Below are 24,427 nucleotides of genomic sequence, written 5' to 3'. Positions count from 1 at the left end.
CACCCCTGCCGATCCGCCGGCGACGCGCGCGCCGCCCTTCCGGGAAACACCCCGGAAGGGCCTTCGGACATCCCTACGCGCCGGGCAGCAGACCGTTCGGCAGGTACTCCGGCAGCGGCGTCGGCCGGTTGCGGTCCAGGGCGTCGCGGACCATGTCCCACAGGGGGTCCGACACGGTGGTGCCCAGGCGGGCCGCCACATCCTTGCGCAGGGTGGGCAGCAGGGCGTAGAGGCGATCGCCGGGGCAGGCGGTCTGGTTGAAGTCGCGGTGGCCGTAGATCTCCGACGGGGGCAGGCCGTACTGGCTGCAGATGTGGGCGCACAGGTCGGCCAGCGCGGCGTACTGCGCGGCCGGCGGCTCCTCGGTGCTGTACGTGCCCTCGTTCTCGATGCCGATCGAGACGTTGTTCTGGCCGATGCAGTGCGCGGAGCGGACCTGGTGGCCACCGACACGCAGTTCGGCCAGGCTGTTGTGGCGCCCCTCCATCACGAAGGCGCCGCGGCTGACCGTGAAGTGCTGGCCGGTGTCGATCCAGCCCTGGGCGTCCATGTGGAACGTCTGGATCGCGCGGGCGAGGGCGTAGGCGCGCTTCTGGGAGTAGTCCGTGACGTTCGCCGTCGCCGTGTGGTGCACGACGATCCGCCGCGGCTGTGTGGCGAGGACGACGACGGGCTCGGACGGCTGCCGGGCGCCCCACGTCGCGCACGCGGCGATCTGCGGGCCGGTGCGGGCCCGGGCGGTGCCGGCCGCGGCGAGCGGCAGTGCGGCTCCCGCGGCGAGGGCGAGGGTACCGGCGACCACCCCCCGCCGTGTGAGCAGAGGGGACTGCGGGGCTGGTGGGGACTGCGGCCGCGCGTACGACGTCATGAAGTGACCGTTTCCGTTGGGAGGGGGACGCCCATTGAACGAGGCGGCCGGCCCGCGGGGCACGCAGACGCTCCGAGGGAGCGGCCAGGCAGACCACTTCGGGGGACACCCCGGATCCGTCCGGCGGGCGCCGGCGGGGCGTCCGGATCCGACGGGACATCAGGTCATCTGTCCCGGACTCTTGACTGTGTTACCGCGAGTAGGGATCCTCGTCGCAATATTCGCGCGGGACATGACAATCAAGCCACCGCTCCGGGTCCTCGACCGCGCCGTCCGCCGACCGAAGACATGAGTGATGACCGTGACCCGACCCGCACACCCGCATCCGTACGGCAGGCGCCGACAGCTCGCCGTCCTGTCGCTGCTCTTCGCCCTCGTGGCCCTCACCCTGGGCCCGACGCCCGGCGCCGCCGCCGACCCCGGCTGGTGGAATCCGCCCGCCCGGCCCGCGACCGACTCCCAGATCAACGTCACCGGTGAGCCGTTCAAGGGCACCGACGCCCAGGGACGGGTCCGCGGCTTCGTCGACGCCCACGACCACATCATGTCCAACGAGGCCTTCGGCGGCCGCCTGATCTGCGGCAAGGCGTTCTCCGAGCAGGGCATCGCCGACGCCCTCAAGGACTGTCCCGAGCACTACCCGGACGGCTCGCTGGCGATCTTCGACTTCATCACCAAGGGCGGTGACGGCAAGCACGACCCGGACGGCTGGCCGACGTTCAAGGACTGGCCCGCCCACGACTCGCTGACGCACCAGCAGAACTACTACGCCTGGATCGAGCGGGCCTGGCGCGGCGGCCAGCGGGTCCTCGTCAACGACCTCGTCACCAACGGGGTGATCTGCTCGGTCTACTTCTTCAAGGACCGCAGCTGCGACGAGATGACCTCCATCCGTCTGCAGGCGCAGAAGACCTACGAGATGCAGGCCTACATCGACAAGATCTACGGCGGCCCGGGCAAGGGCTTCTTCCGGATCGTCACCGACTCCGCGCAGGCCCGCCAGGTCATCGAGCAGGGCAAACTCGCCGTGGTCCTGGGCGTGGAGACCTCCGAGCCCTTCGGCTGCAAGCAGATCCTCGACGTCGCGCAGTGCAGCAGGGCCGACATCGACCGCGGTCTCGACGAGCTGTACAACCTCGGCGTGCGCAGCATGTTCCTGTGCCACAAGTTCGACAACGCCCTGTGCGGGGTCCGCTTCGACAGCGGCGCCCTCGGCACGGCGATCAACGTGGGCCAGTTCCTGTCGACCGGGACCTTCTGGAAGACGGAGGTCTGCGCCGGACCGCAGGCCGACAACCCGATCGGCCTCGCGGCGGCGCCGCAGGCGGAGCAGCACCTGCCGGCGGGCGTGAGCGTCCCGTCGTACGCCGCCGACGCGCGGTGCAACACACGCGGTCTCACCGAACTCGGCGAGTACGCCGTACGCGGCATGATGAAGCGCAAGATGATGCTCGAGATCGACCACATGAGCGTCAAGGCCGCCGGCCGGGCCTTCGACATCATGGAGTCGGAGTCGTACCCGGGCGTGCTCTCCTCGCACAGCTGGATGGACCACGACTGGACCGAGCGGCTCTACAAGCTCGGCGGGTTCGCCGCCCAGTACATGAACGGCGCCGAGGCGTTCAGCGCCGAGGCCAAGCGCACGGACGCGCTGCGCGAGAAGTACGACGTCGGCTACGGCTACGGCACCGACATGAACGGGGTCGGCGGCTGGCCCGGCCCGCGCGGCGCCGACACCCCGAACCCGGTGAAGTACCCCTTCCGCAGCGTCGACGGCGGCTCCGTCATCGACCGGCAGACCACCGGGCAGCGCACCTGGGACCTCAACACCGACGGCGCCTCGCACTACGGCCTGGTCCCGGACTGGATCGAGGACGTCCGGCAGGTCGGCGGCCAGGGCGTGGTGGACGACCTGTTCCGGGGCGCGGAGTCCTACCTGCGGACCTGGGGCTCCAGCGAGAAGCACAAGGCCGGTGTGAACCTGGCGGCGGGCGCCGCGGCGTCGGCCAGCTCGGCGGAGTGGAACCCCTTCGTCAGCTACGCGCCCGGCCGGGCCGTGGACGGCGACACCGGCAGCCGCTGGGCGAGCGACTGGAGCGACGACCAGTGGCTCCAGCTCGACCTCGGGTCGCCGCAGCTGGTCAAGCGGGTCACCCTCGACTGGGAGCGCGCGTACGGCAAGGGCTACCGTGTCGAGGTGTCCTCCGACGGCTCGGCCTGGCAGACCGCGTGGTCCACGACCGCCGGTGACGGCGGTCTGGACACGGCACGCTTCGCCGGTGTCCCGGCCCGCTACGTCCGCGTCCACGGGCTGCAACGCGGCACCCAGTGGGGCTACTCGCTGCACGAGGTCGGCGTCTACAGCAGCTGACCGGCCACGCACCACGCATCACGTATCACGCACCATGCACGACGCACCACGCATCACGCACCACTGGCATACAGGTGTGCCGTCCGGCCCGGGTCCGTCCCGGGCCGGACGGCGCACGCGCAACCACGGGGGGACGGACCCATGGCACGGATGCCTTCGGCCGAACGGCGCCGGCAGCTGACCGAGGCGGCGATCCGCGCGATGACCCGGGACGGGGTCCCGCGCACCACCACCCGGTCGATCGCCGCCGAGGCGGGCGTGTCGCTGAGCGTCTTCCACTACTGCTTCGACTCCAAGCAGGAGCTGCTCGAATCGGTCATGACGACGATCACCGAGCACTACGTCGCGGTGGTGAGGGACGCGATCCGGCCCCGCGCCACCGTCCGGGAGACCATCAGGGCCGGCCTCCAGGCGTACTGGGACCATGTGGCCGCCCACCCCGGCGAGCACATGCTCACCTACGAGCTCACGCAGTACGCGCTGCGCCAGCCGGGGTTCGGGCACCTGGCCCGGCGGCAGTACGAGCTGTACGCCGAGATCTACGAGGCGCTGATCGAGCAGCTCGCCGCCGGCATGGAGCTGGACCCGAGCGTCAAGGTGCCCGTCCTGGCCCGCTACCTGGCCGCGATGACGGACGGGCTGACCCTGAACTTCCTGGTGGCCGGTGACGCGGGCGCCGCCGCGGACATCCTCGACGTGATCGCCGACCACGTCGCGGACCTGTTCCGCGCCGACACCTGACCGGAAGCGGTCCCGGTCGCGACACCAGGGTGTGTCCGGCGGATCGCGGCCCGGGCCGCGATCCGCCGGCCGCCCGGTCCTAGCCGCGCGCGTCGACCACCGGGCGCAGCTTGCCGCTGGTCGGGCTGCGGTCCAGCGCCGATCCGTCCACCGCCTCGGCCACCAGGTCCAGCAGCCGCTCCGACACCGCCGAGCGCAGCTCCGGGTAGCCGGCCAGGAGGGCCTCGCGCAGCGCCTCGGGAGCGGCGGGGCCGACGGCGCCGGCCCGTTCCACGCGGACGGTGAGCCGCTCGCGGGTGTCGTGCCCGGTGAGCCGGATCTGGAGCTCGCCGGTGTACCCGGCCTCCTCGGCCAGGGCCACGAAGCGCCGGTGGTTCAGGAAGTACGTCGCCACCCGCATCACGTCGCCGAGCCGGCCGAGCAGCTCGAAGCGCGGGGCGTGGCTGCCGCAGGGGCAGCGTCCGGGAACGGCGCGGCCGAGGTCGCCGATGACGTAGCGGCCCAGGTGCTGGCCGCGCCGGGCGTGCGTGGTGAACACCAGCCGGCCCGTCTCCCCCGGCGCCACCGGCCGGTCGGCCCCGGTGTCGAGGATCTCCAGGGTGTGCAGGTCGGCGTGGAGGTGGTGGACGCCGCCGGAGCTCTCGGTGCACTGGTAGCCGAGCGGGCCCAGGTCGGTGCTGCCGTAGGTGATCGAGCGCACGACCTCGATGCCGAAGGTGTCCTTCAGGACGCGCTGCTGCTCGTCGGTGAAGCGCTCGCCGCCGTAGAAGACCTTCTTCAGGCCGCCGTACGCGCGGAAGGCGTCGGCCTCCTCGTGCAGCAGCTGCCACAGGTAGGACGGCATCCCGAAGAGGGTGTCGGCGCCGTGGTCGATCACGGCCCGGGCGGTGGCCCGGTGGTCGGGGCCCGCGGCCAGGGGCAGTTGTACGCCGCCCAGGCGCTCCAGGATGGAGAAGAAGCTGATGAAGCTGCCGTACATGCCGCCGCAGTAGAAGAGATTGGCGGTGCGGTCCCCCACCGGGTCGTAGCCGGCGGCGAGCAGGCCGCGGGCGGCGGCGTGCATCTGGGTGTCGTAGTCGTCGTAGCTGAAGAGGGACAGGGCCGGATCGCCGGTGCTGCCGCCGCTGCGGAAGTACAGCTCGGCGTCGGCGCGCGTGACGTGCCGGTTGAGTTCCTGCACCTCCTCCTTGCCCAGCAGCGGCCCGGTGGGCGCGGGCAGGACGACGGGGCGTGCCAGGTCGTCCAGGCAGGCGGTGGTGGCGAAGCGGGCGGGGTCGGCCTGGACGGCGACGCGGCGGCTGTAGCGCTGGAGGGCGTAGACGCCGTCGTGCGGCTCGCCGGCGTAGCTCGCGAGCATGGCGCCCAGCGGGGTGACGCGGGTGACGCCGGCGGCCAGGACGGTACGGGAGAGTTCGGCGACGTCGGTGGGGCTGCCGGCGAGCCCCGCGGTCTGGAGGTAGCGGCGCATGGGGCGCAGCGTGGCGATCAGCCGTTCGCGGGGCAGCGGCTTGATCCACACGCTGCGGTGGAGCGGGGAGGCGGTGAGCGCCGGCCGGGTGTCGGCCATGACCCGCCAGGAGCCGTCGGCGGCGGCGAACACCCGGGTCAGGCCGAGGTGTTCCTCCAGCCGGGCGACCAGCTCGGTGGTGGTCAGCTCGGCCTCCTCGGCCGGGCCGGGCCCGGGGTCGCCGGGCGCGGGCACGGCCGGCGGCCGGGTGGCCAGGACCTCGGCGAAGCGGGCGGCGAAGGCGAAGACGGCCTCCTCGTCCCCGGTGTCGAGGTAGACGACCTGCGGGCTGGAGCAGGCCTGCTGCTCGAACCGGCACACGTCGTCGGCCAGGGCCTCCAGCGCGGCCGGGTCCTGCCAGGCGTCGGCGGTCAGGTACGCGAAGGAGATCCGGTGTCCCCACTCCACCAGGCGGCAGCCCGGGGGCACATGGGCGGCTACGCCCTCCACGGCGCTCTCGCCGCCCCAGACGGCGACGGCGTCGGCGGGCGCGCACATCAGGCGCAGCCAGTCCTGCCGGGCGGAGGAGAAGCGCAGCACGATGACGCGGGCGGCGACGGCGCCGGTGGGGTCCAGTGCGGCGAGTTCGGCCAGCAGGGCCCCGGGCAGCAGGCTGTCGGCGCCGCTGGTCTTGAGGATGTTGACGTTACCGGCGAGCAGGCCCTCGACGATGCTGAGCGGGGCGACGGTGACGGCGTTGCCCGGGGCGATGTGGGCGACCAGACCGACGGGCGCCCAGGCCTCGTACACGCTCTCGCGGGCATCGGGGCGGTTCAGCCGGCCGGGGGCGGTGGTGCCCAGTTCGCGGCGCAGCTTGCGGGTGAGTTCGGTGCGGCTCAGGAAGGTGCCGAGTTCGGTGAGGACGGCCGGGTCCTCGCCCTCGGGCAGGTGGCGGGCGAGCCGGGCGCGCACCGGGTGCTCCGGGTCGCACAGGGCGCTGCCCAGGGCGTCGCAGACGGCCAGCAGCGTCTCGGTCTCCAGCGGGGTGGCGAGCGCGGCCTCGACGGCGGCGGGCAGCCCGGCCAGGCGGTGCCCGGCCTCCTCGTCGCCGATGAAGGCGCCCTGCCAGTAGTGCGGCGTACCGGCGGCGGGCCCGGAAACGGGCACGGGCACGGGTATGACGGTGGTGATGAGGTCGGACACGGTCAGGACAGTCCCTTCAGCAGTTCGGCGGCGGCCACCGCGCAGCTCCGGTTGCGGCTCACCCCGGCGCGGCCGTGGACGGTGAACCAGGGCGTGGCCAGCTCGCAGCCGCACTCCTCGCCCGGGTACAGGGAGGCGAGGTCGCCCATGACGACGCTCTGCGCCGGTACGGAGGTGATGTAGGGCGAGACGAGGTGCAGGTAGCCCTGCTCCCCGTGGGGCAGCGGCTCCAGGGTGCGCGTGGAGCGGATGGTGACGCGGGACCAGACGGGCGCGTGCAGGCGGTGGTGGTCGCACTCGATGTACGGGATGCAGTGCTCGACGGAGCCGAAGGTGTCCCGGATCCGTGCCCCGGGGATGCCCAGCTGCTCCGTGACCCGGGCGTACAGCTCCTCCTTGCCGATGCGCCGGTCGGCGTGGCCCTTCCAGCCGCCGCCGAGGACCACGAGGGAGCCCTCGGGCAGCCGCAGGGGCGGCAGCCCCATGGCCCGCATGCGTTCCAGGGTGAAGAAGAGGAAGGCGGGGAAGCCGAGGATCCGCACGGGGGCGTCGTCCTCGGCGAGGCGGCGCAGGGCGGCGACGCAGCCGAAGGGGTCGAACTCGTGCTCGCCGCCGGTGTGGCGCAGGGCGTACGTGACGCTGCGGGCCGGGGCGAAGTCGCACAGATAGTTGTCGGTGAAGGAGGTGCCGAGGTTGAGGTCGGGCGCCGGCTCGTAGCTGTAGAGCAGGTAGTTGACCTCCTGCTCGGGGGTGATCCAGCCGTTGCGCTCGAAGATCCGGGCGACCATGCGCTGCGCGGAGCGGATGGTCCAGGTGTCGAAGAACATCTGCGACTTCTGGCCGGTGGTGCCCGAGGAGGTCAGGTGCAGGTCGACCTCGTCGCGCGGGATGGAGAGCACCTCGTGACGCTTGAAGAAGTTCGCGTGGACGAGCGGGGTGCGGTACGGCCGCGCGGGCGGCGTGGCCTCGTACAGCGAGCGGAAGAACGGCGAGCGGGCGGTGTGCCAGGCGTTGATCTCCGCCATGGCCGCGTCGAACAGCTCGTCGGCCTCGGGGCCGTGGGCGTACGGGTCGGTCAGGTCGCACAGGCGCTGCACGTGCGGCAGGAGGGCGGGGTCGGGTACGCCGACCGGGGCGAGATGGGGGTTCATGAGGCAACCTCGAGTGTGGGCAGGTAGGTCGACGCCCAGGCCGACAGGTAACAGTCCAGGTAGGGCTGGAGGGGCGGTTCGACGGCGACGCCGCGGAAGTCGATCTGCTCGGTGGAGCGGGAGAGGACGACGTAGTCGTGGAAGCCGGCGCCGGCGCCCTCGCCGTCCGCGCGCATGGCCGGGTAGAGGGCCCCGGCGACGAAGCCCTGGGCCAGGAAGGCCGCGAGCGCACCGTGGTGCGCGAGCGGGACCAGTGCCTCCACGTAGCTCGCGCCGGCCCGGGTCAGGGTCCGGGTGACGACGTCGAGGTGGTCGGCCACCGCGGCGGGGTCGGGGTGGGCGGCGAGCAGCGAGCAGTACCCGCCGGTGCGGTTGAGGTACGCGAAGACCTCGAACCGGCCGTCCTCCGGGGTGAGCAGCACGTTCGGCGTGTGCAGCGGGTAGAACCAGCCGCCGGCGTCGGGGATGCGCTCGCGCAGGCGGCGGCGGACGAAGGCGGGGGCCTCGATCATCTCCAGCCGCTCGGCGGGGTCCGCGTCCGCGACGGCCGCGTCCGCGACGGCCGGGGCGGCCGGGGCCGGGGCGGCGGTGGGGCGCACGTCGCGGTAGCTGACGCCGAGGCAGCTCCCGGCGGTGCGCAGCAGCGGCAGCAGCGGAGCGGGGACCTCGGGCACCGGGACGCGGCGGTCCAGTACGCCGTCGGCGTGGCGGGCGTACAGGGCGAGGCTCTCGCGGCTGCTGAGGTCGACCGCGTTGGGCAGGATCCCCAGCGGGCGGAAGCCGTTGCGCGCGACGACGCGCTGCGGGCCGGGACTGACGGTGCGCACGGTGGCGTACACCGAGTCCAGGCGTCCGGTGTCGAGCATCCGGGCGCACAGCTCCCCGGTCAGGGCGGCGGCCAGGCCCCCGGAGCGGTGCTCGGGGTGCACGGCGAGCCCTTCCAGGCGGCCGATACGGCTGCCCGGCTCACCGTGGACGGCGGCGGACGCGGCGAGCGCGCCGGTGTCCCGGCGGCGGGCGACGAGCCACAGGGAGTGCGGGTCCTCGATGAGCCGGGCCATGACGGCGGGGTCGGTGCCGAGGGCGGCGGGGTAGTGGGGGCCGTAGACGGCGTAGTAGAGCTGGCGCAGCTCGGCGATGTCCGCGGCGGCGGCCGGCGCGATCCTGACATCCGGTCCGCTCTCGCTCAGGGGGGCGCTCATCGCTCACCTCCGCGGGACCGGCCCAGGAGGGCCAGGGCGCAGGCGGCCGGGAGGAGACCGGCGGCCTGGATCAGGCACAGCGTCTGCGCGGACAGGTGGTCGCCGGCCAGGCCGAACAGGAGCGAGGCCACCGGGAAGGAGGCCCCCAGCACGGCCTGCATCACGGCGAAGAAGCCGGGCTTGTCGGCGGCGGGCACCAGCCGCTGGAACAGGGCCACGAACCGGACCCCGATCACACCGACGCACCAGCCGGCCACGGCCAGGCCACCGGCGACGACCAGCCGGTCGGCGACCAGGCCCGGCAGGGCCAGGGCGAGGGCCATCAGGCCCAGGCAGTACGCACCGGTCACGGTGGGCCGCCCCGGTACCCGGGCGCCGGTGACGGACCCGATCAGCGTGCCGGTGCCGAGGGCCGCCTCCAGCAGTGCCACCGTGGAGCCGCCGTCGCCCAGGACGGACCGGGTGTAGAGGGGGATGACGACGAAGACGGCGGTGGTGAAGAGGTTGGCGGCGGTGAAGCAGATCAGGATCCGCCGGACGTACGGAAGTTCGCCGAGGATACGGCGCAGCGTGCGCCGCTCGGTGACGCCGGCCCCGCCCGGCTCGCCCGGCTCGCCCTGGTCCCCGGCCGCCGGCGCCGCGGCCGTCGTACGGAACCGTGTGCCCGCGATGAGCAGTGCGGCGCCGACGTAGGCGGCCGCGCAGCCGGCGGCGAGTCCGCTCACCCCGGCCCGGTCGACGATCACGGCGCCGAGGAGCGCCCCGCCGAGGCCCGCGATGGACTGGGTGGACAGTTCGAATCCGGTGGCGGTCTCGATGTCGGCGTCGTCGACGAGTTCGGGGACCGAGGTCGTCAGGCAGGGATCGAAGAAGGCCTGGCAGGTGGCCAGCGCCAGGGCCGCGGCGTAGACGGCGGCCAGCGGCAGCTCGCTCAGCTGGGCCCACCCGGCCAGGGCGCCGGCGGCGGCGCCGGCCAGCGCGGCGGCCGTCCGCAGGACCGAGCGGTGGGCCGTGCGGGCGACCGCGCGGGCCACGACCGGGGCCAGCGCCACGGCGGGCAGCGTGCTGACGGCCATGAACAGCCCGGAGGCCAGGCCGCGTCCGCTGTCGACGGCGTAGGCGACGAGCCACCAGGAGACGCCGACCTGGAACATGCGCACGGCGGCCTGGGTGAGGACCTGGCCCAGCCAGACGGTGCCGAAGGCACGGTTGCGCAGGACCAGCGGCAGCCGGCGGGCACGGCCGCCGTCGTGGCCACCGGTGGCGGGGGCCGCGGACGCCGTGGACGCCGTGGACCCGACTCCGGCCGGGGTGGTGGGGGTGGACGTCGCCTCGTTCGCCGCGGGGGCGGCGGGGGTGGCGGTCACGTCGTCGGCCTCTCGTCCAGGACGCGGATCAGCTTGCCCGAGCGCGGGTTGACGGCGAGGTCGCGGTGGCGCGCCCATTCCACCGCCGGCGGGTGGACGAAGCCGGCACGGACGCTGTCCGGATACAGCGGCCGGGCGGTCTCCAGTTCGGTCACGACCGCCCGGGCGAGTGTCTCCAGACCGGCCGGATCGTCCTGGTCGGCGGGGGTGGTGGCCAGCCGCAGCACCAGCCCGTCGCGGCCGTCCCAGCGGCGTACGACCAACTGCGTGCCCACGATGCGGCCTGCGGCGTCGGCGGCGGCCACCGCGTCCTGCGCGTCCTGGGAGTACAGCGACACCGGGCCCACGCGGACGCCCTCCTCGGCACGGCCGAGGATGCGGAAGTGGCCGGCCGCGGGGTCGGTCCATTCGGCGCGGTCGCCGGCGGGGTAGCGGAGGATGGGCATCAGGCGGCGGAACAGGCTGGTCACGACGACCCGTCCGGGCCGCCCGGGTTCCGTGATGGGCTCCCCGGTGGTGTCGTCGAGGATCTCGACGACGGAGTACGGGGTGAAGGCCCGGTGCACCCGGGCGTCGGGGCCGGGCACGGGGCGGCCGAGCAGGCCGGCGTCCACGCTGGCGTACCCGAGGGAGCGGGCCTCGGCGCGCGGGAACGCGGCGGCCAGCAGGCGCCGTTGGTCGGCGAAGAGGGCCTCGCCGCCGAAGAGGAGCAGCTCGACGGCCTCGAGGCGGAGGCCGGCGGCGATCACGTGTTCGGCGAGCCGGCACAGGGTGGTGGGGGTGCCGGCCACGACCTGGGCGGCGAAGTCCCGCAGGGTGGGGACCGTCGACTCCAGGGGCGCGGCGCCGCCGATGGGCAGCCGGACGTTGTCCACGGGCGCGTGGGCGAGGGAGTCGAGGACGAACAGGAAGCTGGCGTACAGCTCGCCCGCGTAGAACAGGTCGGCGACGCGGTGCCCCGGGCGCAGGCCCGCGTCCATCAGCCCGTGGCCGAAGGCGGTCACGAAGGTGCGCCATTCGTCGCGGGTGTAGACGGAGAACTTGGGGGCTCCGGTGGTGCCGCCGGTCTTGTAGACGGTGGCCTCGGCCAGGGGGCCGGTCAGGACGCGGTTGCCGTCCAGGGTGTTGGCCGCCCAGAAGGCGCTCTGGTCGACGACCGGGAGGTCGGTCAGGCGGTCGGCGTCCGGCGGCAGGGACGCGTAGAGATCGCGGTAGAAGGGCGAGTGGTGGCGGGCGAAACGTATGAGGTCCGATAGCTGATGAGCGGACATGGGCCTTTGCCTAGGGATGTCGGTACGGGGCAGGAGTCACCGCGCGGCGGCATGGCCGGGCCACGTGTTTCGCCGCCTGCGGGATGGGGTCGGTGTACGGGGGAACCCCCGCGCCCCCGCTTCCTCGACGCGCGCCGAAGCAGCTGACGCGCAGTCACGATCATCGGACATCATCCTGCCAATCACAAAATCAGCCGAATATCTTCCGGCCATCGTGGCTGATATCGAAGATTCTTGCGTGATCAACTAATTCCCCGCCCGGACCGGCACTCCGGCCGCCACTCCGGCTGCCACTCCGCCCGGCACACCGACCGGCACTCCGCCGGCACCCGCCCGCGACGCGGCCCGCCGTACTGGTCCCCGGCCCCGCGCTCCCCTACCGTCACCATCAGACGTACGCAGCCGCAGCAGCCACACCGGGCGCCATGCTCCGCACCGCGCGCCCGTCGAGCTCACCAGGAGATGCCATGAGGATGCTGATCAACAGCCCCGGGACCGTGGTCGCCGACGCGTTGCGCGGGATGGCGGCCGCCCATCCCCAACTGGACGTGGACGTGGAACGGCGCGTCGTCGCACGCCGCGACGCGCGCGGCAGCGGGCGGGTCGCGCTGGTGTCCGGCGGCGGGTCGGGACACGAGCCGCTGCACGCCGGGTTCGTGGGGTACGGGATGCTGTCGGCGGCGTGTCCCGGGGAGGTGTTCACCTCGCCGGTGCCCGATCAGATGGTGCGGGCGGCGGCCGCCGTGGACGGCGGGCAGGGGGTGCTGTTCGTCGTGAAGAACTACACGGGGGACGTCCTCAACTTCCAGATGGCCGCGGAGCTCGCCGAGGAGGAGGGCATCCGGATCGAGAGCGTCCTGGTCGACGACGACGTGGCGGTGACCGACAGCCTGTACACGGCGGGGCGGCGCGGGACCGGGGCCACGCTGTTCGTGGAGCGGATCGCCGGGGCAGCGGCCGAGGAGGGGGCGCCGCTGGAGCGGGTGGCGGCGCTCGCGCGGCGGGTCGACGAGGCCTCGCGGAGCTTCGGGGTGGCGCTGAGCGCGTGCACCACGCCGGCGAAGGGCAGCCCGACCTTCGAACTCCCCGACGGCCAGCTGGAGCTGGGCATCGGGATCCACGGGGAGCCGGGGCGGGAGCGGCGCCCGATGATGACGGCGGCACAGATCGCGGAGGTCGCGGTGGGGGCCGTACTGGAGGACCTGCCGGACCCGGCGCCGACGGGCGGGCCGGTGCTCGCGCTCGTGAACGGGATGGGGGCGACGCCGCTGCTGGAACTGTACGGGTTCCATGCGGAGGTGGCGCGGGTGCTGGCGGAGCGCGGGGTGCCGGTGGCGCGGACGCTGGTCGGAAACTACGTCACCTCGCTGGACATGGCCGGGTGTTCGGTGACGTTGTGCCGGGCCGACGAGGAGTTGCTGCGGCTGTGGGACGCGCCCGTGCAGACCGCGGCCCTGCGGTGGGGCCGCTGACCGTAGGGTGGCCCCGGCGGCATGACGCGACGACGGTGACGACGGTGACGACGTGAGGAGACCGGGTGCGTGACGCGGAGTTCTTCCGGCGCTGGATGGCGGCCGCGGCCGCCTCGGTGGCCCGGGAGGCGGACCGGCTGACGGAGCTGGACTCCCCCATCGGCGACGCCGACCACGGCAGCAATCTGCTGCGCGGCTTCACGGCGGTGCGGGGCGAGTTGGAGGGCGACGACGCGGCCGGCACGCCGGGCGAGGTGCTGCAACAGGCCGGGCGGACCCTGATCTCCACGGTGGGCGGCGCGTCCGGTCCGCTGTACGGGACGCTGCTGCGCCGCACGGGCAAGGAGCTCGGCACGGCGGCGGAGGTCTCCGACGAGGACCTGCGCGGGGCGCTGGACGCCGGGGTGGCCGCGGTGGCCCAGCTGGGCGGGGCGGCGCCCGGCGACAAGACGATGCTGGACGCGCTGCTGCCGGGGGTGGCGGCGCTGAGTACGTCGTACGCGGCGGCCGGTGACGCGGCGGAGAGCGGCGCGCTGGCGACCGTACCGATGCTGGCGCGCAAGGGGCGGGCCAGCTACCTGGGTGAGCGGAGCATCGGGCACCAGGACCCGGGAGCGACGTCGTCGGCGCTGCTGCTGCGGGCGCTGGCCGCGGTGGCGGAGGAGGAGGACGCGTGAGCATGGTGGGCGTGGTGCTGGTCTCGCACAGCGCGCGGGTGGCGGAATCGGTGGCCGAACTGGCCCGCGGCCTGGCGGCGGGCGGTCCCGCGGCCCCGGTCGCGGCGATCGCCCCGGCGGGCGGCGCGCCGGACGGCGGGCTCGGGACGAGCGCGGAGGCGATCCTGGCGGCGGCCCGTGCGGTGGACCGGGGCGCGGGCGTGGCCCTGCTGGCGGACCTGGGCAGCTCGGTCCTGACGGTGAAGACCCTCCTGGCGGAGGACGAACTCCCGCCGCACTCCCGCCTCCTGGACGCGCCGTTCGTGGAGGGCGCGGTGGCGGCGGTGGTGGCGGCGTCCGCGGGCGCCGACCTGGACGCGGTCGCGACGGCGGCGGCGGAGGCGTACACCTACCGCAAGGTCTGACGCCGCGGGCCTGGCCGGCGCGGGGCGCGCTCCCTCGACGACACGCCTTAGGCTCGCGGGATGATCACACCTGTATACCCGCCCAAGCCCGTGCCCGGTGACCGGGTCGCCGTCATCTCGCCCTCCTCCGGGCTGCCCGGGCTCTTCCCGCTCCCCTACGAACTCGGCCTGCGCCGCCTGCGCGAGGAGTTCGGGCTGGAACCCGTGGAGTATCCGACGACCCGGAAGATGGGGGCCACCGCCCGCGAGCGGGCCGACGACATCCACGCCGCGTTCGCCGACCCCTCCATCACGGCCGTCTTCGCCAGCATCGGCGGCGACGACCAGATCACCGTCCTCCCGCTGCTCGACGCCGACCTGATCCGGTCCCACCCCAAGCCGTTCTTCGGGTTCAGCGACAACACCAACCTGCTGGTGTTCCTCGACGCCCTCGGCATCGTCGGCTTCCACGGCTGCAGCGTCATGACCGCGCTCGGCCGCCCCCACCGCCTCCACCCGCACACCGCCGAGTCGCTGCGGGCCGCCCTCTTCACCCCCGGCCCCTACGAGCTGCGCCCCGCCGAGCGCTTCGGCGACACCGACCGCGACTGGGCCGACCCCGCCACCTTCACGGCCGAGCCCGACGCCCAGCCGGGTGCCGGCTGGACCTGGCACGGGCCCGAGCGCGTCGTCGAGGGCCGCGCGTGGGGCGGCAACCTGGAGATCCTGGCCTGGCTGCTGATGGCCGACCGCGGCATCGCGCGCGAGAGCGAGGCGTACGCCGGCCGCGTGCTGTTCCTGGAGACCTCCGAGGAGCTGCCGGCCGCCGAGGAGGTGTTCCGGATCCTGCGCTGCATGGGCGAGCGGGGCCTGCTGCGGCAGTTCCCCGCGCTGCTCATGGGCCGCCCCAAGGCCTGGTCCCTCGACCGCCGCAACGACGACGAGGCCAAGGCCCGGTACGCCGCCGAGCAGCGCGAGGCCGTCCTGCGCGCCCTGGCCGCGTACGCCCCGGACGCCGTCGCCGTCTTCGACGTGGACCTCGGGCACACCGACCCGCAGCTGGTCATCCCGTACGGCGGCACGGTCCGCGTCGACGCCCCGGCCCGCCGGATCACCGTCACCTACTGAGGCCGGGGCCCGGCGGAGGCGAGGGTTCAGCGGCCGCGGAGCTGGTCCATCTCCCGGCGTTCGCGCTTCGTCGGGCGGCCCGCCCCGCGGTCGCGCAGGCCCACGGCCGCCGCCTCGACCCGGGTCGGGGGCGGCGGGCTGTTGTCGACGAAGCACTCCGCCGCGACCGGCGCGCCCACCCGCTTGGCCACGACCCGCCGGACCACCACGATCCGCTCGCGCCCGGCGTGGAAGAGGCGGACCTCGTCGCCCGCGCGCACCGGCTGGGCCGGCTTGGCGCGCTCGCCGTTGACCTTCACGTGTCCCGCCCGGCAGGCCGTCGCCGCGACCGAGCGGGTCTTGGTCAGACGTACCGACCAGATCCAGCTGTCCACGCGCGCACTCGCACCCGCCGTTCCCTCATCAGCCATGCCCCGACTCTAGCGAGCACCTCGCGCGTCACCGGAAATCGTTTTTGGCGGATACGACAATCGGCGTGGCAACTGCCATGTAGTTCACGCCCAGAGAGTTGCAGATGCGGCCCGTACCCGCCTACCTTGGCGCGCATGCAGTCCTACACCATCGGTCAGGCGGCGCGTCTGCTCGGCGTCAGCCCCGACACCGCGCGCCGCTGGGCCGACGCCGGCCGCGTCGCGACCCACCGCGACGACAGCGGCCGCCGGCTCATCGACGGCCGTGACCTGGCCGCCTTCTCCGTCGAGGTGGGCCAGGGCGCCCACACCGAGGACGACGAGCCGTACACCTCGGCACGCAACGCCTTCCCCGGAATCGTCACCGCCGTCAAGCTCGGCGACGTGGCCGCGCAGGTCGAGATCCAGGCCGGTCCGCACCGGCTGGTCTCGCTGCTGACCCGCGAGGCCGTCGAGGAGCTCGGCCTGGAGGTCGGCATGCAGGCCACCGCCCGCGTGAAGTCCACCAGCGTGCACATCGACCGTACGTAGCCCGCCCCGCGCGCGGGTCACCCGGCCACCCGGCCGGAAAGGTCATCCGGCCGAAACGTCATCCGGCCGCCCGGGCCGCTCCCGTGCGGCCGTACGCCGCCACCGGCACGACTCGCCCGCCGCGCACCGCGGCACCCGCTGCCCGTGTGGCCACCGCCGCCCACACGTCGTCCCCACCCGCTCCGCCCGTCACCGGCGCGGGTCTCCACGCTGACCCGAGGAGCACCACCGTGTCCGTCGCCGTCACCCGCCGCCGCGTCGCGGCCGCCGTCGCCACCGTCGCCCTGCTCGTCCCGCTGTCCGCCTGCGGCAGCGACGACAGCAAGCAGGACGCGGCCGCACCGTCCGCCGGCGGCTCCGCCTCCGCATCGGCCGCCGGCGAGGTCAAGGCGGCCGACCTCACCGTCCTGGCCGCCTCCTCCCTCACCGACGTGTTCAAGACCGCCGGCGCCGCGTACGAGAAGGCGCACCCGGGGACCAAGGTCACCTTCTCCTTCGCCGGCTCCCAGGAACTCGCCGCGCAGGTCAAGCAGGGCGCCCCGGCCGACGCGCTGGTCACCGCCGACACCAAGACAATGGACGGCCTCATGGCCGAGACCGACGACCCGAAGATCATCGCCAAGAACCGCCTGGTCATCGCCGCCGGCAAGGGCAACCCGCACAAGATCGGCGCGCTCAAGGACCTGGCCGACACCAAGCTGAAGGTCGTCCTGGCCGCGCCCGAGGTGCCGGTGGGCCGCTACAGCAAGGAGATCCTGGACAAGCAGGGCGTCACGGTGAAGCCCGTCTCCCAGGAGCCGAACGTGCGCGCCGTCCTGTCCAAGGTCGAGCTCGGCGAGGCCGACGCCGGTCTCGTCTACAAGACGGACTCCGCCAAGTCCAAGGACAAGGTCGAGACCGTGGAGATCCCCGACGACCAGAACGCCGTGGCCTCCTACCCGGCCGCCTCGCTGAAGGGCTCCGAGAACGCCGACGCCGCTGCCGCGTTCGTGGCCTGGCTGAGCACGCCGGAGGCGCAGAAGATCCTCCAGGAGGCCGGGTTCCAGCAGCCGTAACCGCTGAGCTCCCGGTCGCCGGGAAGGAGGGACTGCCTGCGCCGGGGGGGACAGGCAGTCCCTCCGTGTCGTCGCCGCGCCCTCCGCGCCGGGCCGCCGCCGGCCGCCACCGCCCTCCCCCTCGTCCCCTGGAACCTCCATGAGCAGACTCCGTACCCGTACCCCCGTCGCGCTCGCGCTGCCCGCGCTGCTCGCGATCGCGTTCCTGCTGCTGCCGCTGATCGGGATCCTCGTCCGCACCGAGTGGGGTGAGCTGGGCGCACATCTCACCACGCCCGGTGTGGTCGAGGCGCTCAAGCTCTCCCTGCTGGTGTCCTGCTGGGCACTGGCGCTGTCGCTGCTGCTCGGCGTACCGCTGGCGTGGCTGCTGGCGCGGGTGGATTTCAAGGGCAAGGCGCTCGTGCGCTCACTGGTGCTGCTGCCCATGGTGCTGCCGCCCACCGTCGGCGGTGTCGCACTGCTGCTCGCCTTCGGGCGGCGCGGGCTGCTCGGGCCGTGGCTGGAGGACACGTTCGGCATCACGCTGCCGTTCCACACCTCCGGCGCCGTCGTCGCGGCCACGTTCGTCGCGATGCCGTTCCTGGTCATCAGCCTGGAGGGGGCGCTCGGCGGCCTGAAGCAGAGCTACGAGGAGACCGCCGCGTCGCTGGGCGCCTCACCGGTACGGGTGTTCCTCACCGTCACCCTGCCCATGGTCGCGCCCGGTCTGATCGCGGGCGCGGCGCTCACCTGGGCGCGCGCGCTCGGGGAGTTCGGGGCGACCATCACCTTCGCGGGGAACCTGCCCGGCACCACCCAGACCCTGCCGCTCCAGGTGTACCTGCTGCTCCAGGACCAGCCGGAGGCGGCCACCTCGCTGTCGCTGCTGCTGCTGGCCATCGCCATGGGCGTGCTCATCGCGCTGCGCGGCCGCTGGACCGGTACGCCCGCCGCCGCCCGTCCGCGCACTCCCGCGCCGGCGGCGGAGGATCCGGCGGCCGAACCGGAGGCGGATGCGGCGCCGGAGGCGGTGCCGGCGACGCGGACCACGGCAGCAACCTGGGCGTTGCACGCCGAGGTGACCGGTTTCAACCGGCTCACCCTGGACGCCGAACCGGGGACGACGATCGCGGTGGTCGGCGAGAACGGGGCCGGCAAGACCACGCTGCTGCGGGCGCTGCTGGGCCTGACCCCCCGCGCGCACGCCGGACTGCGGCTCGGTGACACGGAGGTGACGGCGCTGCCGCCGCACCGGCGCGGCGTGGCGTGGGTCCCGCAGGACGGTGCGCTCTTCCCGCACCTCACCGCGCTCGCCAACACGGCGTACGGGCTGCGCGCCCGCGGTGTCGCCCGTGCCGAGGCCCGCCGGGAGGCACAGGAGTGGCTGGACCGGCTGGGCGTCGGCCACCTCGCGCTGCGCAGGCCCGCGCAGTTGTCGGGCGGTCAGGCCCAGCGGGTCGCGCTGGCCCGCGCGCTGGCCGCCCGGCCCCGGCTGCTGCTCCTGGACGAGCCGCTGGCCTCGCTCGACCAGACCACGCGGGCGCACGTGCGGCACATGCTGCGCCGGCACCTGTCCGGCTTCGGCGGGGTCTGCCTGATCGTCACGCACGACCCGGTCGAGGCGGTGTCGCTGGCCGACCGGGTGCTCGTGCTCGCCGACGGCCGCGCGCTGCAGGACGCCGCGCCCGCCGAGGTGGCGCGCCATCCGCGCTCGCCGTGGGTGGCGCGGATGCTGGGCCGCAACGCCTGGACCGGGACGGTGGGACCGGACGGGCTCGCGCTCGACGGCGGCGGCCGCCTCGTCGTGGCCGACCCCTTGCCGGCCGGCGCCGCCGAGGGCGGGCGGGCGCTGGCGATCATCGCGCCCGAGGCGGTCTCCCTGCACCGCCGGCGCCCGGAGGGCAGCCCGCGCAACGTCTGGCCGGGCACCGTCCGCGAGATCACGGTCGTGGGCAGCCGGCTGCGGGTGCTGACGGCCTCGTCCGAGGCCCCCGACCTGGTAGCGGAGATCACGCCGGGCGCGGCGGCCGACCTCGGCCTCGCCGACGGCGTCGCCGTATGGACGAGCGTCAAGGCGACCGAGGTCACCCTGGTCACCCTCTGACCCCGGGCCACCACCAGGCGGGCGCAGGCCACCACCCGGCAGGCGCGGACCCGCGCTGGGGGTGGCGCCGGGTTGGCGGCGCGCGCCGCCCTGGCCTTCGTGCCGCCGGAGGTGAAACGCGGGGGCGCGCGGATCGGCGGAGGGGGGCCGTCAGGGCGGGGGCGCCGCCTCGGGCCGGGCGGGCTCGGCCGACGGCTTCGTCTCCGTCGCCGCGAACTCGCACCACACGCACTTGCCGCCGCCCCTCGGCTCCACCCCCCACCCGTCCGCCAGTTGGTCCACCAGCAGCAGGCCCCGGCCCGACACCGCCCAGTCGCCCGGCTCCCTGCGGCGCGGCAGCGCGCTGGAGGTGTCCTCGACCTCCACGCGGATCCGGCCCTCGGCCGTCAGCCGCAGCGTCACGTGGCCGTCGCCGTCGGTGTGGACCAGGGCGTTGGTCATCAGCTCGTCCGCCGCCAGTTCGATGGCGTCCGCCCGGTCGCCCGCGCCCCACGCCGCCGCCGCGGCCCGGATCAGGTGCCGGGCCACCGCCGGACCCTCCGGGTCGCCCGGGACCAGGTGCTGGCGCAGCGGGCCGCCGCCGCGCGGGGCCGGCGTACCGCGGCGGCGCAGGACGAGCAGCGCCATGTCGTCGCCGCCGCCCGCGTCACCGACCAGGTCGCAGAGCACGTCGGCGAGTTCCTCGACGTCCGCCGGCCCCTGCCGGGCGGCCTCCATGAACGCGCGCATGCCCTCCTCCGTGTCGCCGCCCGGGCGTTCGATCAGGCCGTCCGTGCACAGCAGCAGCGTGTCGCCGGGGTGCAGTTCCAAGGTGGTGACCGGATAACCCGAGCCCGTGCCGGTCCGCACGCGCGCCGGCAGGCCGAGCGGCAGCCCGCCCGCGACGGCCACCCGGTGGCAGGTGCCGTCACCGCGCCGGACCACGGGGTCGAGGTGGCCGGCGCGGACCAGCTGCACGGTCCCGGTGTTCAGGTCCACCTGTGCGTACGTACAGGTCGCGAAGCGTTCCGTCTCCAGGTCCCGCAGGAACGCGGAGGCCCGGGCCATCGCGGCGCCCGGGGTGTGCCCCTCGGTGGCGTACGCCCGCATCACGATGCGCAGCTGGCCCATCACGGCGGCCGCGTCCGTGTCGTGGCCCTCCACGTCGCCGATCATCACGCCGACCCGGCCCTCGCCGAGCGGGACCACGTCGTACCAGTCGCCGCCGATGTCCCGGCCCATCCGGGCCGCCCGGTAGCGCACGGCGATCTTCACGCCCGGGATCTCGGGGATGCGGCGCGGCAGCATGGCCCGCTGCAGCCCCTCGGCGAGGTCGTGCTCCTGCTCGAACAGGATGGCCCGCTGCAGGCTCTGCGCGATACCGCTGCTCAGCGCCACCAGGACGTTGCTCTCCTCGGCGGTGAACTCGCCCTCGCGCGTGTAGAGCAGCCCGATGGCCCCGATCACCCGCCCCTGGGCGATCAGCGGCAGGTAGACGCCGCTGCGCACGGAGAGCGGCTCGATGTACGGCCACAGCAGCGGGTAGCGGTGTTCGAACTCCTCGCGGGAGGTGAGGAAGACCGGCTGCATGTAGCGCACGGCCTCGCTCATCGGGAACGCGGCGTCGATCCGCGTGTACTCGATCTCCGGTACGTACGTACCGAGCTGTCCCTCCGCCACCAGGTGCACCCGGGCGCCGTCGACGATGCCCAGCATCACGCTGACCGCGCCCAGATGGCCCAGCGCCTCGGGGTCCTTGAGGATGTCGGTCACGTCGTTGACGGTGCGGGCGTGGGCCAGGATCGCGGTGGTCCGCTCGACGACGCCCGTCATCCGGCGCCGGCCCTCGTCGGCCTCGCTGCGGGCGCCCGGTTCGCGCGGGTCGAGGGCCGCGTCGCGGACGATCCCGATGACCCGGTACGGGCGGCCGGTGCGGTCGCGCCGGATGTGGCCCTGGATGTGGGTCCAGCGGGCGGAGCCGTCGCGACGGCGGATGCGGAAGTAGGCGCCGTACTCGCTGCGGCCGTCCTTGAGGGCCTGGGCGACGCGGGCGTCGAGCCGGGCCTCCTCGCCGGGCGGGATCCGCGTGCGCAGCCCCTCGGGCGTGCCGGCGTACTCGTCGGGGCGCAGGTCGAAGACCTCGAGAGCGGTGGGATCCAGATGCATCTGCCCGCTGTCGAGGTCCCAGTCGAAGGTGCCCATGCGGTTGAGCGCGAGGCTCAGGTCCGGCCGGGCGGGCCACTCGACCTCCTGGGCGTCCGACCTGTCGGCCATGAGCCAAGCGTCTCACCGATCCGTCCGGTGCCGCGCGCGGGAAGGGGCACGGGGGAGACAATCCGGAGCATGGAAAATCCTGAGGTCGTGGTGGAGCGCGAGATCGCGGCGCCGGCGGAGCGGGTGTGGCGGGCGATCACGGATCTGGAGGGGATGCCGGGCGTGCTGAGCGGGGTCGACGCGGTCGAGGTGCTGACCCCGGGCCCGTTCGGGGTGGGCACACGCTGGCGCGAGACGCGCCGGATGTTCGGCAAGCAGGCCACCGAGGAGATGTACGTGACGGCGTGCGACGACCGGGTACGGTACGTGGCCGAGGCCGACAACTCCGGCATGCACTACGTCTCCGAGTTCCGGCTCACGGAAAGCACCCCGGGCCGTACGACCGTCCGGATGACGTTCTCGGCGCGGCCGGCCACCACCGGGCGGCGGCCGGGCCTCTTCATGAGGCTGCTGAACCGGCTGGGGACGAAGGCGGTGGCCAAGGCCATCGCGAAGGACCTGGCGGACGTGGCGACGGCCGTGGAACGCGGCGGCCCGGTCTGAGCCGCGGGGCGGCGCTCTACGGAGCGCCGTACCGGCCCGTGGAGGTGGCCGTCGGCGTGGTCAGCCGCTTGGGTGTCGGCTTGGACGTCGGCGTGTCCGGGTTGGGGTTGGGCGGCGGGGGCGGTGAGGTCGTCGGTGGAGACGGCGACTTGGACGTCGGCGGTGGCGGTGGCGGTGGCGGCGGGACGTACCTGCTCGGGGTGGGCGACTGGGGCGCGGAGTACGTCGTCTCCGGTGGCCACGACGGCTCGGACTCCGACGGCGTGAGCGGCTCCGAAGGCGTATCGGTCACCGTCGGCGAGGGCGACGGGGACGGCGGCCGTTCCGGCGGGGTGCCCGGGGACCGGGTCAGGATCACGATCAGGGCGACGACGGCGGCGAGCGCCGCGACGCCGACGGCGATCCAGGGCCAGGACTGCCACCAGGGCCCGCCCCCGTCCGGCTCGGGCGGCGGCGGGGGCGGCTCCTGTCCTCCTCCGTCACCGCCGCCGCCCCCGGGGGGTGGCGGCGGAGGCGGCGGGGGCGGCGGGGGTTCGGGCGGGGGAGGGACTCCCGGCCGGTCGGGGGAGAGCGGGCCGGAGGGAGGTCCCGAGGCAGATCCCGACGGAGGTCCCGAGGGGGGGCCCGACGGAGGTCCCGAGGGGGGGCCCAAGGGTGGTCCCGAGGGGGGTCCCGTAGGGGGCTCGGACGCCGGTGGGCCGGACGGTTGCGTGGTCACGGGCGCTCCTTCTCCCGGTCGGGGGACATCCAGCCGCGGACGAGCCGCCGGGCCGCGTGTGCGCTGATGCCGTCGGGGCACGGACCGGGGCACCCGGGGACCTCGATCACTCCCGCGGACCATTCTGTGCGCCCCTGCGGTGGTGGCCGCAAGCGGAGGCCGCCTACCGTGGCTGCGTGAACCGGACGTCCGGGGATTCCGCGAGGGCATGGCGGGACGCCCTCGTAGCGGTACTGGCGGGCTTCGTCGTGATGACGGCGGTCGCCGCCGCCGGACTGGCGTGCGCCGGTGCGACCGGGCTGCCCGGCGGGGCCTTCCCCGCGGTGGTCGCCGCGGTCGTGGTGATGGCGGCCGGCGGCGCGGTCGACGTCTCCGGCGGGGCCGGGCTGCTGGCGGGCGCCGAGGCCTCCCTCTCGGTGCTGCCGCTGTCCGTGAGCCTGGCCGGGGCGCTGGTGACGGGCCTGTGCTTCCTGCATCCGCTGCACAACCGGGCCGTGACCACCGCCCGCGAACTCCTGGCCAGGGCCGCCCCGCTGGTGCTGTTCTGGCTCCTGGCGCTGACCGGCTGCGCCCTGTTCGCGCACCACACCTTCGGCCTGCTGCCCGGTGACTCCCCGATCGGCGAGATCGGCGAGCTCCTCGACTCCACCCCCACCGTGGGCTTCCGCGCGGACCTGCCCGCCACCCTCGGCTACGGGCTCCTGTGGATCCTGGGCCTGCTGCTGATCGCCCTGCTGGTCTCCCGGCGCGCCCCGCTGCCCGCACCGCTGGTCCGCTTCCACCAGGCGGTCCGCCCGGCCGCCTTCGCCACGGCCGCGCTGCTGCTCGCGTACGTCGCCCTGGGCGTCGTCGCCGGCCTGGTGGTGGCGGGCACCCAGGGCCATCCCGCGCGGACCCTGGCCGTACTGCTGCTCGGGCTGCCGAACCTGGTCTGGATCGCCTTCACCCTCGGGTTCGGCGGCGCCTGGCAGGGCCGCGTCGAGGGCCCGTTCGGGCTGCCGGTACCACAGGTGCTGGACCAGGTGCTGCGCACCCCCGACCTGTCCACGGTCGACGTGGGCTCGCTCGCCGGACACGACGCCCGGGCCTGGTGGCTGGTGGCCGTCGCGGCGGTCCTGCTGCCGGCCGCGGGCTTCCTGATGGCCGTACGCTCCCCCGCGCACGTACGGCTGTGGCAGCACGCCCTCCATCTGGCCGTGGCCCTGGCCCTCGCGGTCCTGACGGTGTGCCTGCTGTGCCGGGTGCAGGCCCAGTTCGGCCTGTCCCTGCTGGGCATCGGCGACGTGGACGGCCTCGGCGGCTCGGTCGAACTGCGCCCCGTGCTGTGGCGCACCGTGGGGGCGGCCCTGCTGTGGGGCGCGCTCGCCGGGTTCCTGGGCGCCCTGGCCGCCGGGCCGGTGCACCGTCGCGGTGAGGTGGAGGGCACCCCGCCGGCTCCCTCCGGTACGCCACCGCAGGGCCGTTGAACGGAACCGGGGTCCGAACATCCGTATGATCACGGACGCGGACGGGTGCACCGACGGCCCGGCCGCGCAACCGTGGAAAGGCACCCG

The 24,427-nt window shown here is 74.3% G+C and carries 19 protein-coding genes; 11 read left to right on the top strand and 8 right to left on the bottom strand.

The genetic code is table 11. The annotated features are described in order from the left end of the window. Window positions 1-73 precede the first annotated feature (73 nt). Window positions 74-868 (bottom strand): peptidoglycan recognition family protein, encoded by a 795-nt coding sequence (locus ACIPXB_RS08875; RefSeq protein ID WP_401446424.1) that lies wholly within the window; start codon window positions 866-868, stop codon window positions 74-76. Between the two features lie 295 nt (window positions 869-1,163). Here ACIPXB_RS08875 and ACIPXB_RS08870 point away from each other — a divergent pair, with 295 nt between their 5' ends. Together ACIPXB_RS08870 and ACIPXB_RS08865 are read left to right on the top strand one after the other, a co-directional pair. Then, a complete protein-coding gene (locus tag ACIPXB_RS08870; RefSeq protein ID WP_401446421.1) occupies window positions 1,164-3,239 on the top strand; it encodes a discoidin domain-containing protein in 2,076 nt (691 codons plus the stop codon). Between the two features lie 141 nt (window positions 3,240-3,380). After that, window positions 3,381-3,980, top strand: coding sequence for a TetR/AcrR family transcriptional regulator (locus ACIPXB_RS08865; protein WP_401446418.1), 600 nt, complete (start codon window positions 3,381-3,383; stop codon window positions 3,978-3,980). 79 nt (window positions 3,981-4,059) lie between these two features. On the opposite strand, the gene ACIPXB_RS08860 is transcribed toward ACIPXB_RS08865, so the two are convergent. Genes ACIPXB_RS08860 through ACIPXB_RS08840 form a run of 5 tightly spaced genes read right to left on the bottom strand, consistent with a single transcriptional unit; the run spans window position 4,060 to window position 11,621 of the window. Continuing rightward, on the bottom strand, window positions 4,060-6,630 hold the full coding sequence (locus ACIPXB_RS08860) for an acyl-CoA reductase (RefSeq protein WP_401446415.1): 2,571 nt from the start codon (window positions 6,628-6,630) through the stop codon (window positions 4,060-4,062). 2 nt (window positions 6,631-6,632) lie between these two features. Continuing rightward, window positions 6,633-7,781, bottom strand: a complete 1,149-nt coding sequence (locus tag ACIPXB_RS08855; RefSeq protein WP_401446412.1) for an acyl-protein synthase — start codon at window positions 7,779-7,781, stop codon at window positions 6,633-6,635. Continuing rightward, window positions 7,778-8,983 carry a GNAT family N-acetyltransferase gene (locus ACIPXB_RS08850; RefSeq protein ID WP_401446409.1) on the bottom strand — a complete coding sequence of 402 codons (1,206 nt, stop codon included), beginning with the start codon at window positions 8,981-8,983 and terminating at the stop codon, window positions 7,778-7,780. Before ACIPXB_RS08850 ends, ACIPXB_RS08855 begins: the two co-directional genes overlap by 4 nt. Further along, window positions 8,980-10,350 carry an MFS transporter gene (locus ACIPXB_RS08845; RefSeq protein WP_401446406.1) on the bottom strand — a complete coding sequence of 457 codons (1,371 nt, stop codon included), beginning with the start codon at window positions 10,348-10,350 and terminating at the stop codon, window positions 8,980-8,982. Before ACIPXB_RS08845 ends, ACIPXB_RS08850 begins: the two co-directional genes overlap by 4 nt. Next, a complete protein-coding gene (locus ACIPXB_RS08840) occupies window positions 10,347-11,621 on the bottom strand; it encodes a phenylacetate--CoA ligase family protein (protein ID WP_401446403.1) in 1,275 nt (424 codons plus the stop codon). Before ACIPXB_RS08840 ends, ACIPXB_RS08845 begins: the two co-directional genes overlap by 4 nt. Window positions 11,622-12,088: 467 nt before the next feature. Here ACIPXB_RS08840 and dhaK point away from each other — a divergent pair, with 467 nt between their 5' ends. The 4 genes from dhaK to ACIPXB_RS08820 all read left to right on the top strand — a co-directional run bounded on the left by dhaK (window position 12,089) and on the right by ACIPXB_RS08820 (window position 15,281). Continuing rightward, window positions 12,089-13,093, top strand: a complete 1,005-nt coding sequence (gene dhaK, locus ACIPXB_RS08835) for a dihydroxyacetone kinase subunit DhaK (protein WP_401446400.1) — start codon at window positions 12,089-12,091, stop codon at window positions 13,091-13,093. A gap of 65 nt (window positions 13,094-13,158) precedes the next feature. Further along, window positions 13,159-13,770 (top strand): dihydroxyacetone kinase subunit DhaL, encoded by a 612-nt coding sequence (dhaL, locus tag ACIPXB_RS08830; RefSeq protein ID WP_401446397.1) that lies wholly within the window; start codon window positions 13,159-13,161, stop codon window positions 13,768-13,770. Window positions 13,771-13,772: 2 nt separating this feature from the next. After that, window positions 13,773-14,174 carry a PTS-dependent dihydroxyacetone kinase phosphotransferase subunit DhaM gene (locus tag ACIPXB_RS08825; RefSeq protein WP_401447150.1) on the top strand — a complete coding sequence of 134 codons (402 nt, stop codon included), beginning with the start codon at window positions 13,773-13,775 and terminating at the stop codon, window positions 14,172-14,174. A gap of 60 nt (window positions 14,175-14,234) precedes the next feature. Beyond that, entirely contained in the window at window positions 14,235-15,281 is a 1,047-nt protein-coding gene (locus ACIPXB_RS08820) for a S66 peptidase family protein (RefSeq protein WP_401446394.1), read from the top strand. 26 nt (window positions 15,282-15,307) lie between these two features. On the opposite strand, the gene ACIPXB_RS08815 is transcribed toward ACIPXB_RS08820, so the two are convergent. Further along, window positions 15,308-15,691 (bottom strand): RNA-binding S4 domain-containing protein, encoded by a 384-nt coding sequence (locus tag ACIPXB_RS08815; RefSeq protein WP_401446391.1) that lies wholly within the window; start codon window positions 15,689-15,691, stop codon window positions 15,308-15,310. 135 nt (window positions 15,692-15,826) lie between these two features. Here ACIPXB_RS08815 and ACIPXB_RS08810 point away from each other — a divergent pair, with 135 nt between their 5' ends. The 3 genes from ACIPXB_RS08810 (at window position 15,827) to ACIPXB_RS08800 (ending at window position 19,360) form a co-directional block, all read left to right on the top strand. Next, entirely contained in the window at window positions 15,827-16,222 is a 396-nt protein-coding gene (locus ACIPXB_RS08810; RefSeq protein ID WP_401446388.1) for a molybdopterin-binding protein, read from the top strand. Between the two features lie 230 nt (window positions 16,223-16,452). After that, the gene (modA, locus tag ACIPXB_RS08805; RefSeq protein ID WP_401446385.1) at window positions 16,453-17,277 is read left to right on the top strand and encodes a molybdate ABC transporter substrate-binding protein; all 825 of its coding nucleotides are present in this window, start codon (window positions 16,453-16,455) and stop codon (window positions 17,275-17,277) included. Between the two features lie 139 nt (window positions 17,278-17,416). Then, window positions 17,417-19,360 (top strand): ABC transporter permease, encoded by a 1,944-nt coding sequence (locus ACIPXB_RS08800; protein ID WP_401446382.1) that lies wholly within the window; start codon window positions 17,417-17,419, stop codon window positions 19,358-19,360. A 150-nt stretch (window positions 19,361-19,510) separates the two neighbouring features. Here ACIPXB_RS08800 and ACIPXB_RS08795 read toward each other — a convergent pair whose 3' ends face one another. Next, entirely contained in the window at window positions 19,511-21,613 is a 2,103-nt protein-coding gene (locus tag ACIPXB_RS08795; protein ID WP_401446379.1) for a SpoIIE family protein phosphatase, read from the bottom strand. Window positions 21,614-21,682: 69 nt separating this feature from the next. Between ACIPXB_RS08795 and ACIPXB_RS08790 the strand changes: the two genes are divergently transcribed. Both ACIPXB_RS08790 and ACIPXB_RS08785 read left to right on the top strand, forming a co-directional pair. Continuing rightward, window positions 21,683-22,156, top strand: coding sequence for an SRPBCC family protein (locus ACIPXB_RS08790; protein ID WP_401446377.1), 474 nt, complete (start codon window positions 21,683-21,685; stop codon window positions 22,154-22,156). A gap of 894 nt (window positions 22,157-23,050) precedes the next feature. After that, window positions 23,051-24,340 (top strand): streptophobe family protein, encoded by a 1,290-nt coding sequence (locus ACIPXB_RS08785; protein WP_401446374.1) that lies wholly within the window; start codon window positions 23,051-23,053, stop codon window positions 24,338-24,340. Window positions 24,341-24,427: the final 87 nt, after the last annotated feature.

Origin of the sequence: Streptomyces sp. NPDC090022 (assembly GCF_044748145.1) — a bacterium.
Taxonomy (GTDB): Bacteria; Actinomycetota; Actinomycetes; order Streptomycetales; family Streptomycetaceae; genus Streptomyces.
This window is presented reverse-complemented; position numbering and strand designations above follow the sequence as displayed.